Source organism: Rhodobacter sp. TJ_12 (genome assembly GCF_020023995.1).
Classification (GTDB): Bacteria; Pseudomonadota; Alphaproteobacteria; order Rhodobacterales; family Rhodobacteraceae; genus Rhodobacter.
The window spans coordinates 1-16,010 of sequence record NZ_NRRD01000037.1; the positions used below are offsets into that span (position 1 = coordinate 1).

General features: G+C 64.5%; 9 protein-coding genes. 2 read left to right on the forward strand and 7 right to left on the reverse strand.

Features of this window, described 5'->3' with window-relative positions; all coding sequences use genetic code 11:
* The 6 genes from CKO11_RS16775 to ptsP all read right to left on the reverse strand — a co-directional run.
* A partial coding sequence (locus CKO11_RS16775) for an error-prone DNA polymerase (RefSeq protein WP_223641377.1) occupies window positions 1-3,243 on the reverse strand: 3,243 nt, incomplete at its 3' end.
* Window positions 3,240-4,661, reverse strand: coding sequence for a Y-family DNA polymerase (locus tag CKO11_RS16780; protein ID WP_223641379.1), 1,422 nt, complete (start codon window positions 4,659-4,661; stop codon window positions 3,240-3,242). The genes CKO11_RS16780 and CKO11_RS16775, both read right to left, overlap by 4 nt.
* A complete protein-coding gene (locus tag CKO11_RS16785) occupies window positions 4,609-5,277 on the reverse strand; it encodes an ImuA family protein (RefSeq protein WP_411742025.1) in 669 nt (222 codons plus the stop codon). Before CKO11_RS16785 ends, CKO11_RS16780 begins: the two co-directional genes overlap by 53 nt.
* 53 nt (window positions 5,278-5,330) lie before the next feature.
* The gene (locus tag CKO11_RS16790; protein WP_223641381.1) at window positions 5,331-7,067 is read right to left on the reverse strand and encodes a PTS fructose-like transporter subunit IIB; all 1,737 of its coding nucleotides are present in this window, start codon (window positions 7,065-7,067) and stop codon (window positions 5,331-5,333) included.
* A 26-nt stretch (window positions 7,068-7,093) separates the two neighbouring features.
* Window positions 7,094-8,038, reverse strand: a complete 945-nt coding sequence (gene pfkB / locus CKO11_RS16795) for a 1-phosphofructokinase (protein WP_223641383.1) — start codon at window positions 8,036-8,038, stop codon at window positions 7,094-7,096.
* Window positions 8,039-8,048: 10 nt separating this feature from the next.
* Window positions 8,049-10,532, reverse strand: coding sequence for a phosphoenolpyruvate--protein phosphotransferase (gene ptsP, locus CKO11_RS16800; protein ID WP_223641385.1), 2,484 nt, complete (start codon window positions 10,530-10,532; stop codon window positions 8,049-8,051).
* Between the two features lie 67 nt (window positions 10,533-10,599).
* Between ptsP and CKO11_RS16805 the strand changes: the two genes are divergently transcribed.
* Window positions 10,600-12,048 (forward strand): ABC transporter substrate-binding protein, encoded by a 1,449-nt coding sequence (locus CKO11_RS16805; RefSeq protein ID WP_223641387.1) that lies wholly within the window; start codon window positions 10,600-10,602, stop codon window positions 12,046-12,048.
* Window positions 12,045-14,723, forward strand: a complete 2,679-nt coding sequence (locus CKO11_RS16810; protein ID WP_223641390.1) for an ATP-binding protein — start codon at window positions 12,045-12,047, stop codon at window positions 14,721-14,723. Before CKO11_RS16805 ends, CKO11_RS16810 begins: the two co-directional genes overlap by 4 nt.
* On the opposite strand, the gene CKO11_RS16815 is transcribed toward CKO11_RS16810, so the two are convergent.
* Window positions 14,690-15,400 (reverse strand): response regulator, encoded by a 711-nt coding sequence (locus tag CKO11_RS16815; protein WP_223641393.1) that lies wholly within the window; start codon window positions 15,398-15,400, stop codon window positions 14,690-14,692. The two genes, CKO11_RS16810 and CKO11_RS16815, sit on opposite strands and share 34 nt — an antisense overlap.
* Between the last annotated feature and the right edge of the window lie 610 nt (window positions 15,401-16,010).

Below are 16,010 nucleotides of genomic sequence, written 5' to 3' on the forward strand. Positions count from 1 at the left end.
CGCGCGGGTGGGCCGGGGGGCATCATCGGCTTGCGGCTGGGTGATGCCAATGGCGTCGTCGAGCGGGTGGCCCAGTTCCGAAAGTTTGTGCGACAGGTCTTCGATGTGATCGGCGATCAGATGCACCACAATGCCCTCGCGCTCCAGCCGCCCGGTGACGCGCAACAGCCGCCCGCCCATGACAACACGGCGGAAACGGGCGTAGATCTTGGGCCAGACCACCACATTTGAAACACCGGTTTCATCTTCCAGCGTCAGGAAGATCACGCCCGACGCTGTGCCGGGGCGCTGGCGCGTGATGACAAGGCCGCAGACCGTGGTGCGTTTGCACGGCGCCCCCGGCAGACGGTCATGCGGCGTGAGGCCGGGGATCGACGGGCGCAAAAGCTCCATCGGATGCGCGCGCAGCGTCAGGCGCAGCGCGACGTAATCTTCCACCACTTCCTCGCCCAGATGCATGTGGGGCAGTGGCACCTGTGGCTCGTGGATGCCTTCGCCGTCAAGCGGATCGGAAAACAGCGGCAAGGGTTTCGGCGCGCGAATGGCCCGCACCTGCCACAGCGCATCGCGCCGCGTCAGCCCCATACCGATGAAGGCATCCGCCTCGGCCAGCCGTTCCAACACAGCAGGCGCGACGCCCGCACGCAACCAGACGCTTTCCGGGTCTTGATAACCATTGCCGCGCGCCGCGACGATCCAGCCCGCATCCTCTTCGCGAAAGCCCTTGATCTGGCGCAACCCGAGCCGGAGCGCCAAAGCCCCATCAGCGCGGCGTTCCAACAGGTTATCCCAGCCGGAATGGTTGACGCAGACGGGCCGCACCTCGACGCCATGTTCGCGCACATCCCGCACGATCTGCGCGGGGGCGTAAAACCCCATCGGCTGAGAATTCAAAAGCGCACAGGCAAAGATCGCCGGGTGATGGCATTTGAGCCAAGACGACACATAGGTCAGCATGGCAAAAGCCGCCGCGTGGCTTTCGGGAAAGCCGTAATCGGCAAAGCCCTCGATCTGGCCAAAACAGGCCTGCGCAATCTCTTGGCTGTACCCATTGCGCATCATGCCGCGCACAAAGCGGTCGCGATGCTCGCAAATCGTGCCCATACGCCGGAAAGAGGCCAGCGAGCGGCGGAGCTTGTCCGCCTCTTCCGCCGAATAGCCTGCACCGACAACGGCGATCTGCATCGCTTGTTCCTGAAACAGCGGCACCCCTAGGGTTTTGCGCGTCACCTCTGCCAGCGCGGGGCCAAAGGGTTCGGGCGCCTCTAGCTCCTGCCTGCGCCGGATATAGGGTTTGACCATGCCGCCCTGAATGGGGCCGGGGCGGACAATCGCAACCTCGATCACCAGATCGTAGAAGGTCTTGGGCTTCATCCGGGGCAAGAAGTTCATTTGCGCCCGGCTTTCGACCTGAAACACCCCGACCGCATCGGCGCGTTGCAGCATCTGATAGGTGGCGCGATCTTCCTGCGGCACGGTGTCAAGGGTCAGGCGGGTCTGCTGATGCGCCTGCAAAAGGTCAAAGCTCTTGCGCAGGCAGGTCAGCATCCCCAGGCTGAGAATATCGACCTTGAGAATGCCAAGCGCGTCGATATCGTCCTTGTCCCATTCGATCACGGTGCGGTTTTCCATCGCCGCGTTTTCAATCGGGCAAAGCTCGTCCAGACGCCCGCGCGTGATGATGAAACCGCCGACATGTTGGCTTAGATGGCGCGGGAAGCCGATGATCTCGCCAATCAGTTCTAGCGTCTGCGCCAGCCTTTGATCTGTCGGATCCAGCCCCAACGCCCGCACGCGCTCCAGATCCGGCCCCACATTCGACATGCCCCAGATATCGCCCGACAGCCGCGCGGTCAGGTCTTGCGACAGGCCCATGACCTTGCCCACCTCGCGGATCGCGGCGCGGGTGCGGAAATGGATCACCGTGGCGCACAGACCGGCGCGGTGGCGGCCGTATTTCTCATAGATCCACTGGATCACCTCTTCGCGGCGTTCGTGTTCAAAATCCACGTCGATATCGGGCGGTTCGCCGCGATGACGAGAGATGAAACGCTCGAACACCATACCGATCATGTCGGGCGACACATCGGTGATGCCCAGAAGGTAACAAAGGATGGAATTGGCCGCCGAGCCGCGCCCCTGACACAGGATGCCGCGCGACCGCGCCTCTTGCACGATGTCATGCACGGTGAGGAAATAGGGCGCGTAGTTCAGTTCCCCAACCAAGGACAGTTCCTTGTCCAGCAACTGATGCACACGTTCAGACGCGCCTTGCGGGTAGCGGCGCTCCAGCCCCATGCGCGCCAGACGTTGCAGACGGGCTTGTGGCGCCTCCCCTTCGGACATTTCGTCCGGATATTCATAGCTCAGCTCCGAAAGATCGAAGCCACAGCGCGCGGCGATCTCTAACGTGCGTTTCAGCGCGGCCGGATGATTGCGATAGAGCCGCGCCATATCGCGGGCGCCCTTGAGACGGCGCTCCGCATTGGGCAGGGCGCGCGTGCCAATCCTGTCAATGGTCAGCCCCTCGCGCAGGCAGGTCAGCACATCGGCAAGCCGGCGCCGCCGTCCCTGATGCATAAGCACCTCGCCCACCGCCACCATCGGCGTCGAGCACCGCAGCGCCAGCGCGGCACAGGCATCGAACCATGCCTGATCGGAACCGTCGTAACGGGGGGCTGCCCCCAGAAAGACCTGACCGGGATAGCGGCGTTGCAGCCTGTGAAGCGGCGCTTGCGCGCGGGACAAATCCTTTGGCGGCAGGGCAATGAGGATCATCCCCTGACAGCCCGTTTCCAGATCGCGCAGATCAAGATGACACTCGGCCTTTTGCGCCCGCTGCTTGCCCAAGGTCAAAAGCCGCGACACGCGATGATAGGCGGCACGATCGGTGGGCAAAGCCAGCCATTCAACCGGGCAATCGCGCAGCACAAGGCGGGTGCCGACGATGAGTTTGGGCAGTTTGGGGACATCCGGCGCGGGCAAGTCCTGCGGCAGGCCGATGGCCTGCCGCGAGCAGGGATCGACCTGATGCGATGAGCGGATACGAAGCTTCTCGACCGCCTCATCGCGCAAGGTCTTGCGCGCCGAATAGGCCCTCACCACGCCCGCAAGCGTGTTACGGTCGGTGATGGCGATGGCCTCCAGCCCCAATTCCGCGGCGCGCAGCATCAATTCTTCAGGATGCGAGGCCCCGGTCAGGAAGGTGAAATTCGAGGTGACGCAAAGCTCGGCATAGCTCATGCGAATTCCCCCTGCACGAACCAGCCGGGATTTTGCGGCGTGTGATACAGCCAAAGCCTGCGCCCTTCGCGGGTCTCGATCCGCCAGTAATCACGCAGGCCCGAGCGCCACGCCGCATCCACCAGCCACCATTCCGGCGCGATGCGTTCGGGGCCGATGGCGCGCCCGGTGGTGAAGGCCATGCGCCGCCAGCGGAACTGTCCGGGCGGCGTGGCCCCCTGCCCCGCAATCGGCTCCGGCGGGAACAGCCGCAGGGGGCGCGGGCGCAGACAAGACCAGCCATTGTCAGGCCGGCTGAACACAGCCGGCGCAATGGAAAAGCTGCGCTCGGGGATGTGGCTGTCAGCAGGCAGAAACCGCTGGATATTTTCCAGCCCAATCCGGGTGCCGATCCGCGTCATCAAATCATTCAACTGATCGGGAGAGCTGTGCATGCGCCCGATCTGCTGCGCCGGGAGCGGCTCGACCTGCGTGGCCTCCAACCGGATTTGATCAATGCCAAAGCCCGCATCCACCTCGCCCACGCCACGCGTGAACAGCGGCAAAATGCGGCTTGGGTCACGCATCGGCGCGGCAAGGCGCAACTCAACCTGCTGGCTGCCCTGATCGACCCTGCGCAAGGTCAGAACCAGACACCGCGCGCCCATCTCATGGCGGTTGAGCCTGTCGCACAGCGGGGCCAGAAGCCGGGCGGTGATGCCCATCACATCCTCGGTCAGGCCGATGGGGTCCGGCAAGCTCATCCGGGTCGCAAAGCTTGGCGGATCGGTTTCAGGCATGACCGGTTCGGGCACCTGCCCCATCGCCTGATCGAGACGCATCAGCACATCGGGCCCAAAACGCCGCGCCAGCGGGGCACGGGCGGCCGACGCAAGATCCCTGATGGTTCGGAGACCAAGCCGTTGCAGCGCCGTCACCGTTGCCGCATCAAGGCGCAGCGCCGCCACCGGCAGATCGGGAAGTGCCGCCGCATCTGCCCCATAATGCGCAAAAGCCCAAGCCGCGCCACGGGTCGCCGCGCAGCCCAAGCGCAGCGTCAGCCCGGCGCGTGTCGCACGGCTTTGAATATCCGCCAGCATCTCCGCCTCACCGCCCCACAGATGCGCCGAGCCAGTGACATCCAGCACCAACCCATCCACACCATCGCGCCCGACCCAAGGGCAATAACGCGTCGCCCAGCGGCGCAAGCTGGCAAGGAAGCGGGCCTCCAGATCGGGGCGGGCGGGCTGGCTGATCAGATCGGGGCAAAAAGCGCGGGCATCGGCAAAGCTCATGCCGCGCGTCAGGCCCAAGCGTTCGGCGGCCACGTTCAGGCAATAGAGCCGTTCGGTGTTGTTCGATTTAAGGGTGATCGCAAAGGGGCCATCAACTGGACGTGCCCGCAGAACCCGGTCGCTCGCCAACCGGGGAAACCACATGCACACGACGCGTTTTTGGCTCCCATCGAACATGCCAGGCACCAATTGTTCCCGATTTGTTCTTATTAATTTCCCAGCGCATCAGAGTCGAGTCTTCGCTGTGCCGGTCAAAGACCGGCGCGATATGCCAACGCGTTTCGGCGGCATTTGACCCCATGCCTTCGGAAATCAGACAAAGCCCCGTCGTGCCGCCCGCCTTTGCCGCCAATTGCAATCGCCGCCCCTCGCGCAGGTTGAGCGCGCGGGTGATCTCGATCATGACAAAAGGCAGCGCCCCGTCTTTCAGCGCCTCTTCGGCCACGGCCAATGCATCGGTCTGATCCTTGGGGCGAGCCATGAGCAAGCCTGCCGGGTCCAGAAATGGCAACACCCCCTGCGGTGTAGGCGTGTCTACCAACCAGCTTTCCCTGATCCACAGGCAGGCACCCATGGCGGCCATGGCCGCAAAGCTCATGGCACCCGGCCCATAGACCTCATGCACACGGGCACGACGCAAAGGAAAAACGCTGTGAAGTTCGACTCGCATTACAAGAACATAGGAAGAACGCCGCCTGTCAGCAACAGCGCCTCTGGATGTCCAGGTAGGAAAAGGGGCGCGATCTGCACCGCGCCCCATCCGTCTGGTCCTTGGCCCTAAGGACCGTCTGGCTCCGTGAGTGATTGCAGGATTTACGCGGGAACCGCGACACCGTCCCGCAGCGGTTTCTTCAGCACGATCAGCATGCCCGTGGTGACCAGCGTGCCCGCCACAACCGAGGCTGCATAGGCGCCCAGATGGGTCACGGCATTCGGGATCGCCAGCACGAAAATGCCGCCATGCGGGGCCATGAGCTGGCACCCCAGCACCATCGAAAGCGCACCGGCCACCGCCGAGCCCACGATGATCGAGGGGATCACCCGCGCCGGGTCTTTGGCGGCAAAGGGGATCGCGCCTTCGGTGATGAAGGACAGACCAAGCACCGCAGCAGCCCCACCGGCTTCGCGTTCTTCCGGCGCGAAGCGGTTCTTCGCAACCAAGGTGGCGAGCGCCAGACCAAGCGGCGGGGTCATACCAGCGGCCATCACGGCGGCCATCGGCGCATAGGTGTCAGAGGTCAGAAGCCCCACGGCAAAGGTATAGGCGGCTTTGTTGATCGGCCCGCCCATATCAACCGCCATCATGCCGCCAAGGATCAGCCCCAGCACCACGGCATTGGTCGTGCCCAGCCCTTGCAGGAAGGAGGTCATCGCAGCCAAGATCGCGGCCACCGGTTCGCCCACCACATAGACCATGATCAGACCGGTGATCAGCGTCGACAGCAGCGGCAAGATCAAAACGGGTTTAAGCCCTTCGAGCGTACGCGGCAGCTTGATCGCATCGCGCAGCCAACGCGCGACGTAGCCCGCCAAGAAGCCTGCAACGATCCCGCCCAAGAACCCGGCGTTAAGGTTCACAGCGAGCATCCCGCCAATCAGACCCGGCGTCAGGCCGGGACGGTCGGCGATTGAATACGCAATGTAACCCGCAAGGATCGGCACCATCAGCTTAAACGCCGCCCCGCCACCAATCGACATCAGCGCCGCCGCCAGCGTGCCTTCTTCTTCAAAGGCTTTGATGCCGAACACGAACGAAAGCGCGATCAGCAGACCACCCGCCACAACAAGCGGCAGCATGTAAGACACGCCGGTCAGCAGGTGCTGATAAGGGCCGGTGCGCGCCGCAGCACGTTTCGCTTTGAGCGCATCGACGGTATCGGCCAAGTTTTGCCCCAGCACTTCGCCTTCGGCCACAGCGGCATCAAGCACTTTGGCCGCACCCTTCACGGCGGCCCCGACCGAGGTTTTATAGACCTTTTTGCCTGCGAAACGGCTGTCGTCGACATGGGTATCGGCGGCAATCACCACCAGATCCGCGCCCGCGACTTGTTCATCGCTCAGCGTGTTTTGCGAGCCGACCGAGCCTTGGGTTTCCACGGCCATTTCCCAGCCGCGCGCGGTGGCGGCTTTTTTCAGCGCATCCGCCGCCATGAAGGTGTGGGCGATGCCGGTCGGGCAAGAGGTGATCGCCACCACCTTCAATGCGCCGGGGGTTGATTGGGGTGCCATTTGCGAGCTCTCCTCTCCTGCAAGGGCAAGGGCCGCGTCGATCTGCGCCGCCGTCTGAGTGATGGCGCGGCTCGGCGTGGTCCGGTAAACGGGCTTGTCGGTGAAGCGGGCCTCATCGACATGAATATCGGCGGCAATCACCACGACATCGGCCCCCGCGATCTCGGCAGGCTGCAAGGCGTCTTGCACGCCTTGCGAACTTTGCCGCTCAACACGGATGTCATGGCCTTTTTGCGCAGCGGTGGCGCTGAGCGCTTCGGCCGCCATATGGGTATGCGCGATACCTGTGGGGCAGGCCGTCACGGCAACGATCTTCGACATGGGATCCTCCCGAATGACGCGCGGGCCTAGCCCAGCGCGGTAATTTCAACGTCGCGCGCCAGCGCGTCGATCTGCGCACGTGCGGGCAGGCGCGGGCCAATCTCGCCCAGCGCCCCCAGCGAAAAGGCCGTGGCCATCCGCGCGGTTTCAGCCAGATCAAGGCCCAAAGTGGCGGCATGGATGAGACCGGCGACCATCGCATCGCCCGCCCCCACGGTAGAGGCCACGGCGATGCGCGGCGGACGGGCGTGCACCGCCTCATGCCCACGCACCAGCACAGCCCCAGCCGCCCCCATGGAAACGGACACCAGCCCGATACCTTGGTCCACCAAAGCGCGCGCTGCCCCCAGCACTTCATCACGCGTGCTCAATTCGCAGCCCAGATAGGCGCCCAATTCCTCGGCATTGGGTTTGACGATATCGGGGCGTGCGGCAAGCGCTGGCCCCAGCGGCGCGCCCGAGGTATCCAGCGCCACTTTGACACCCGAGGCCCGCGCCTGCGCGATCAGCCGGGCATAGCTTTCGGGCCCCAGCCCGGCGGGCAAGCTGCCGCACAGCGCCAGCCAATCCAGCCCGCGCGCCATCAGCCCCGCCACCATGCCAGAAACGGCGGCGAAATCCTCTTCCCACGCTTGCACGCCGGGGAAGTTGAGATCGGTCACCTGATCCAAGACCGGGTCGACGATTTTCACATTGGTCCGCGTCGCGCCTTCGCAGCGGGTGCAGGCATCGCGAATGCCCGCTTGCGCGAAATGGCGCGCGAATAGCGTGTCATTGTCGCGTCCCAACAGCCCCGCCACCGCCGTGGCATGGCCGAAATGTGCAAGGAACGAGGCCACATTGACCCCTTTCCCCCCCGCATCGACCTGCACCGTTTCGACCCGGTTCACGGCATCCGCCGTAAAGCCCGGCACGGTCACGGTCTGATCGATCGCGGAATTAAGCGAAACAGTGGCGATGGTCGGTTGCATCATCCCCTCCTTACGCCAGTGCCCGCACGGTGGCGGCATCTGCCGCCGCCAAGGCGCGTTCCGCCAAGGCCCGGTTTTGCGCCATCGATGCCCGGCGCAGCACGGCTTTCACACCGGCCACCGAGGGGATGGACACGCTCAGTTCTTGCACACCAAGGCCCGAAAGGATGCGCGCGCCCAGCGGGTCACCCGCAATGCCGCCGCAAGCGCCGACCCAAATGCCCGCCGCATCAGCCGCCCGCACGGTTTGGTCGATCAGCCGCAACACGGCCGGGTGCAAACCATCGGCTTGCTTGGCCAAAACCGGGTGCATCCGGTCCATCGCCAGCGCGTATTGCGTCAGGTCATTGGTGCCGATGGAGAAGAAATCGACCTTCTCGGCCAGTTCGCGCGCCATCATCACTGCCGAGGGGATCTCGATCATGATGCCCATTTCGACGGGCGCGGCACGCACCTTGGCCCGCACCTCTTCGGCAATGCGCAACGCCGCCTCAAGTTCCGACACCATCGCAATCATCGGGAACATGATCCGCACCGGCCCATGCGCCGAGGCCCGGAAGATCGCGCGCAATTGCGTGCGGAAAATATCTTCGTGCGAGAGGCAAAACCGAATGCCGCGCTCGCCCAGAAACGGGTTTTCCTCGACCGGCATGCGCAGATAGGGGATTTCCTTGTCGCCGCCCACATCCAGCGTGCGGATGATGATCGGCAAGCCGTTCATCGCGCCCAGCATGGCGGAATAAATCTCCACCTGCTCGTCTTCGCTTGGCGGCGCGTCGCGGTTCACAAACAGAAACTCGGTGCGCAGAAGCCCCACGCCTTCGGCCCCGGCCTCCACCGCCGCATGGGCCTCGGCCACGTCAGAGATATTGGCAACCACTTCGACGCGCGCCCCATCGGGGCTGAGCGCGGGCTTATAGCGCTCGCGCGCTTCTACATCACGCTCAGCAGCCAAAGCCTCCATCGCCGCCTTGGCACGAGCGATGTCGGCCTCAGAAGGGGCCGCAACCAAAACGCCCGCCGCCCCATCCAAAAGCGCAGGCGTGCCGGTGGGCAGATCAAGCACTGCGGCCCCTGCCCCCACCACCGCGGGAATATCCAGCGAACGCGCAATAATAGAGGTGTGCGAGGTCGGCCCGCCCGCAGCGGTGCACAGCCCGCGCACCAGTTCCGGGTCAAGCCGCGCAGTGTCAGACGGCGTCAGATCATCGGCCACAAGAATACACGGTGCGGTGGGCAAATGCGCCTCGGTGCTTTTCACTTCGCCCAGTTCTTGCAACACGCGCAGCCCAGCATCACGCAAATCAATCGCGCGGCCCGCAAGCACCGTGTCTTTCATCGCGGCGAGCATATCGGCGCGTTCGGTATAAACGGAATGCCACGCAAAAGCCGCGCTGCGACCTTGGTCGATCAGCGCCTCAGCGGCAGCGCGCATTTCCGGGTCTTCCAGAAACTCCTGATGCGCGCGGAAGATCGCGGCGCGGGTAGGGCCGGATTTCTTCCACACCTCGTCATGCAATTCTTCCAGCTGGTGCCAGGCGGTTTTCAGCGCCGCATCCAGCGCCACACGCTCGGCCCCTGCATCCGCGCCATTTTCCGCGAAAGTCACCTCATCGCGGGCAAATTTAAAGACGGGAGCGATGGCAAAGCCGGGCGAAGAGGACACACCGGGGAGGAGACGGCCCTCATACGCGCTTTGGGTGGCCACCGCCCCCGTCCGACCGGGGGCAGCCGCTTCGGGGGCAGGTGCACCGGTATCTTCTTCCTTTTCCAAACCTTCCGCGAAAGCCGCTTGCAATGCGGCTAGCGCCGCCTCTGCCTGCGGGCCTTCGGCGCTGATGCGCAAAGCCGCGCCCTGCGCCGCGCCAAGGTTCAAAAGGGAAATCAAGCTTTTCGCATTGCCAGTCTTGGCGCCATGACGCACCCGGATCTCGGCCTCAAAGCCTTTGGCAATTTCAACAATCGTGGTGGCGGGGCGGGCGTGCAGCCCATGCGCGCCCTCGACCACGGCATCAAAGCCTTGGTCGAAATCTTCCACCGCAGGCTGGGGCGCTGCGGCGGGCATTTCGGCCCCTGTGAGCCGCGCCACAATCACCGCCGGATCGGTGGTGGTCGCCAAGCGCTCGGCCTCGGCCTCGTCACCCAAAACATCGGTAAGGTTGCTTAGCACTTGCAGGTGTTCATCGGATTTCGCGGCAATCGCCACAACCAGCCGCGCGCGGTCGCCCGGCCCCCATTCGACACCGCCGGGCAATTGCACCACGGCAATAGCGGTATCCAAGATCAGGTCGCGGTCTTTCGGCAGACCATGCGGGATCGCGATTCCATTGCCCAAAAATGTATTGGCGACGGCCTCGCGCCCCATCATGCTGGCACCGTAACGCGGGTCAATCTTGCCCGCCGCCGTCAACAAATCGACCGCCTGCGCGATCGCATCGGCCTTGTCGGTCGCGGTCTTGCCAATCGCCACGAGGTCGCTTGTCAGGGGTATCATGGTTCCTCCTTGGCACGCTCTGTGCGATGCTCTTGAAAGAAAGAAACCGGGGCCAGATGAACCGCATATGTCTCAGATCGCGCGCAAGCTTGTAACAATTGTCATATTGGCGCTGCTGACGGCGCTGCCCGCAGCGGCTGCGCCCCTACAGGTATTGACGCGCGATGGCGGCCCGATTGCCGGGCCTGCGCGCGCGCATGGTGCGGCCTTCACACAGGAAACCGGCCAGCCTGTGCGCGTGATCACACAGCCCTTCGACGCGCTTTACAGCGCGATCATGATGGGCTTTGTCACCGGGCAAACGCCCGCCGATGTGGTGATTTTTCCGGCCGATTGGCTGCCCGATTTCGCCCCCTATCTGCACCCCGTGCCAGCGGCATTGGTGCAAAGCCCCGTGGTGCAGGGCATTCACCCCGCCTACCGCGATGGGCTGATGCGCTGGCGCGGGCAATGGATGGCGGTCACGCTGGATGGCGATCTGCATATGGGGGCCTATCGGCGCGATTTGTTTGACGATCCGGTCACCCGCAAGGCTTTCAAAACGGCCACCGGCCAGCCACTTGCCCCGCCGAAGACATGGGCCGATTATCGCCGGATCGCCACCTTCTTTGCCACACGCCCCGACCCGCAGGGCCAGCCCCTTGCGGGCACGCTTGAAGCCTCGGCCACCAATGGACAAAGGCTTTGGTCGCTATTCAGCCATGCCGCCGCCTATACCGCGCATCCCGATCATCCGGGCCATTTCTTCTTTGATCCCGAAACGATGACGCCCGAGATTGACAACCCGGCTTGGGCCCGCGCGCTGCAAGATTATCTGGCCGCCGTCGCAACCGGTACCGACCAGACCGGCCCGCTCGACAGCCACGGGGTGCGCAGCGCCTTTGCCGCCGGGCGGGGCGCGATGGCGCTTGATTGGTCCGATATCGGGGTTTTGGCCACCGATCCTGCCGCGTCTCGGATCGCGGATCAGGTTGGGTTCTTCGCCCTGCCCGGCACGGATCAGGTCTGGAACCCGCAAGCGCGGCGCTGGGACCGGCTGGCGGCGCCGCAATCGGTGCCCTTTCTGGCCTTTGGCGGCTGGATCGCCGCCGTTCCGCGCGGGGCGGCAGATCCAGCGCAGGCTTTTGCCTTTATTGCCTATATGGCCGCGCCAGACCGGGCCGCGCGTGATGTGATGTCGGGGGCATCAGGCTTCAACCCCTATCGGCTTTCGCAACTGGAAGACACCGCGGGATGGGCCAGCCTGATGGGGCCGCGCGCCGCCACGGATTATCTGGCTGTTCTGCGCAAAAGCCTGAATGCGCCGCAAACGGCCCACGATCTGCGGCTGCCCGGATACCCCGCCTATATGGCCGCGCTTGACGACCGGATCGGCAAAGTTCTGACCGGCGACATGCCCCCGCAGGCGGCTTTGCGCGCCGCGGCCGCCGAATGGGACCGGATCACCGACCGGCTGGGCCGGGACAGCCAGCGCCGCCATTACCGCGAGGCGATGGGGCTGGAGCCGCTCGAATGAGGTGGCGCGGCATTCAGGGGCGGCTATTGCTGATCGTCGCGCTGTCGACACTGGCGATGGGTTTGGCCGGGATTGCCGCAATCCGCGCGCTGGACGAAATCGGCACCGCCGCCGAAACCGTGACCGGGCGCGATGTGCCCGCGATGGCGGCGGCGCTTCGGCTCGCGCGGATCGGCGAGCGGCTGCAACAACGCGGGGCGAGCTTGGCCGCCGCAGGCACCGAGGAAGCCCTAAGTGCGGCCCAACGCGCGGTCGAGGCCGATCTGGCCGCCTTTGCCGCGCAAGCACAAGCCCTGCGCAGCGACCCGCGTGACACCGGCTGGGACAGCGCGGAAATCCAGACCCTTTCGCAGGCGCTGGCGGCGCGGCTGTCCGATTTGCGCCGCGCGCTGGAAACCCTGCGCGGCGTGGCGGCAGACCGCGCGGCGCAGCGGGCGCAGATGTTGGCGCTTGAGGAAACCGTGCGCCAGATCATTGGCCCGTCGATCCTGGCCGTCGCCGCGATCACCGCCGGGGAAACGCTGCCCGACCCGGACACCTATCGCACGGCGGTGCGCAGCCAAGCCCCGCTTTTGGCCGCTGAACGGCTAACCGGGCGGGCAACGGCGGAACTGCTTTTGGCCACAACCGCGCGGGACGCGCCCGGTCTGGCGGCAAATCGGGCCGCCTTTGCGCGCACTTTGGAAGAATTGGGAAGCGTGGGCGCCGCGCTCCCCGCCGGGTTACGCCAAGAATTCAACGCCGCCGTGGCGCGCTATCGCGCGCAGATGGGGCCTGCCGGACTGTTCGCCCTGCAGCGCGCCGAAATTGCCGCACGCGCGCGGGCAGAAACCGCGCTGGCCGCCGCCGGTGCACGCGCCGCCGAATTGAATGCGGCAGTCGACAGCCGCGTTCTGGCCGCCAGCCGCACCACCGCCAAAGTCACGCAAGATTTGCGCGATACGATCTTGGCCCGCACCACGCAATTTGCGGCCATTGCACTAGGGGTGATCTTGGTGGCGGGGGGCGTGTCCTATCTGTTGGTCATTCGCCCGCTGAGCGCCAATCTTGCCGGTGTCACTCGCGCCATGACCCGCTTGGCGGCCGGGGATCGCAATGCGCAGGTGCCCGGTGCCAATCGGCATGATGAAATCGGCGACCTAGCGAGCGCTTTCATGGTGTTTCGAGAAAATTCGGCGCAGATGGAAAAGCTGGACCGCGAACTGGCGGAACGTTCCAACCTGCTGCTGGCGACCTTTGAAACGATGAAAGACGGGTTTTCGGTCTTTGACCGCGACCGCCGTCTTGTCGCCTTCAACCCCGAATATCTGCGCCTGCATGAGTTCACCGAGGCGGAAGTCTCGGAAGAGCCCTCGATCGAAGTGCTGAACCAAAAGCTGGAAGCACGCGGAGTGCAGGCCTTTACCCCCGATGGCACGCCGCTTGATCTGAATGCACTCGCACAGGAACGGCTGATCTTGTCCGAGCGGCATGAATTGCGCTTCCCCTCGGGGCGCGTGCTGGAGTTGCGCTCCAACCCGATCCCGCAGGGCGGCTTTGCCACGATCCATATGGATGTAACCGAAAGCCGGGCTACGCAAAGCCAGTTGCTGCACGCGCAAAAGCTGGAAACCGTGGGGCAGTTGACCGGTGGCTTAGCGCATGATTTCAACAATATCCTGGCGGTCATCATCGGCAATTTCAACATCTTGATGCGCGAGTTGGCCGAGGTGCCCACGCTGCAAGCGCGCGCCGAACGGGGCCTCTCGGCGGCCAATCGCGGTGCGGCGTTGATCAACCGGCTGTTGACCTTTTCGCGCCGCCAGCGGCTTGCGCCCGAAGATGTGGCGCTCGACGCGCTGGTGCATGGCATGGTGGATTTGCTGCAATCAAGCCTGGGATCGGGCGTGCACCTTGTCACCGATCTGGCCGAAGACCTTCCCAATGTGCGCGTCGATCCGGGCCAGTTGGAAAACGCGTTGATGAATTTGGCGGTGAATGCGCGCGACGCAATGGAGGGCGCAGGCCAGATCACCATTACCACCCAGGCCGCCGCCCCGGGATTTGTGGAACTGACGGTTGCCGATACCGGCACTGGCATCGCCCCGGATATCGCCGCGCAGGTGTTTGAGCCGTTCTTCACCACCAAACCCATCGGTAAGGGCAGCGGGCTCGGGCTAAGCATGGTCTATGGCTTCGTGCAGCAATCGGGGGGCACGCTGACACTGGACAGCACACCCGGCACCGGCACGCGCGTAACGATGCAGCTTCCCGTCAGCCCCGAACGGGTCATGCCCGTGATCGCCCCGCCCGAGGCGGAAGAGGCCTGCATTCTGGCGGTGGATGATGATGCCGATCTGTTGGAAATTACCGCCGATCAGTTGCGGGGCATGGGGCATGCGGTCGCGACCGCCCCCGATGGCGCAACCGCGCTGGCACTTTTGCGCGATATTCCCGAGATTGACCTGCTTTACACCGATCTGGCGATGCCGGGTCTGGATGGGCAAACGCTGGCGGCACGCGCGCGCGAACTGCGCCCCGATCTGCCGGTTCTGTTCACCTCGGGCGCGCCGGGCAAGGCGGGGTCGGAATTGCCCAACCTGTTGCGCAAACCGGTGCCCGAAGAGGTGCTGGCGGCAGCGGTGCGGCTCAGCCTAGAGGCTTACAAGCGGCGCACATCGGCGTCGAGCACATAGCCCGCACCACGCTCGGTTCGGATCAATTGCGGCGCGCGGGGATTGGGTTCGATCTTGCGCCGCAGGCGCAAGATCAGCACATCAATGGTTCGGTCGAACACATCGCCGCCATCGGCGCGGGTGCGTTCAAGCAATTGATCGCGGCTCAGCACGCAGCGCGGCGCACGCACGAAAGCCTCCAGCAGCAGAAACTCGCCATTGGTCAGCGCCACGGGCTGGCCCGCGGGGGTTTCCAGACTGCGCGCCGACAGATCGATCACCCATCCCGCAAAACTGCGCCGATCATGGTCGGCCAAATCGGCGGGAACCACCCCGCTGCCCGCGCGGCGCAACACCGCCTTGATCCGGGCCACCAATTCGCGCGGGTTGAACGGTTTGACGACGTAATCATCGGCCCCCATTTCCAGCCCGACGATCCGATCCACATCGCCGCCCAGCCCCGTCAGCATGATGATCGGAATTGATGAGGTGGCGCGCAAGCGGCTGGCCAAAGCCAGACCGTCCAAGTCGGGCAAACGCAGATCGAGCAAGATCAGATCGGGCGGCGCGGGGGCCAAAAGCGGTGCAACATCGGCGGCGCAGGCGGCCTCCACCACCGTGAACTCGCGCGCCTCAAGCTCATAGCGCACAAGGTCGCGCACGTCCGGATCGTCATCGACAATTAATATCTTCGGCATGTTGCGGGCCCTCCTGCCGCGCCTCCCATGCGCCGCCACCCAAGGCGGCAACATAAAGCCACAAATCCGGCCCCGCCACCATCTTCCAACGGTTCGCTTCGCCGTTTCGCAGGCGCATCTCACGCCGCGCCGGGCGGCACCACTGGTGCGCAGATTTGCACCAGATCGCCGTTCGGCTCGGCGGCATAGGCGTTGGTCAGGCCCCAAGGAGCGTCGCGCACTGGGTACTGAGATAGGCGGTCAGATCCTTGTCGCCGCAGACATCAATGACGCAACCGCAGGACCGCTCCGCGCCCCGGTGGAAGGTGATGGCCGACCCTGACCCTTCAGCCGCAAATAGATGCCCGGCGCGCCAACGCTCCACCCTTCGATAAGCCAATTCGAGACGCCCGGCTGTGTTGCTTCACCGCTTTACGTGCGAAACCTTCGCCAGACCCACTGGGGCGTGCACTGAGCGACATCCTTTGTCTTTCAGGTGGTCACGCTGCGCGCGCATCAGACTCGCCAGTGACCGCCCCACGCGCGCTGGCAGATCAAACCGAAAGGTCCATAGGTGAGACTAGCTATCTAGCTGTTCAGCCAGAAAGCTGCGGAGCTCTTTAGCTGTTTG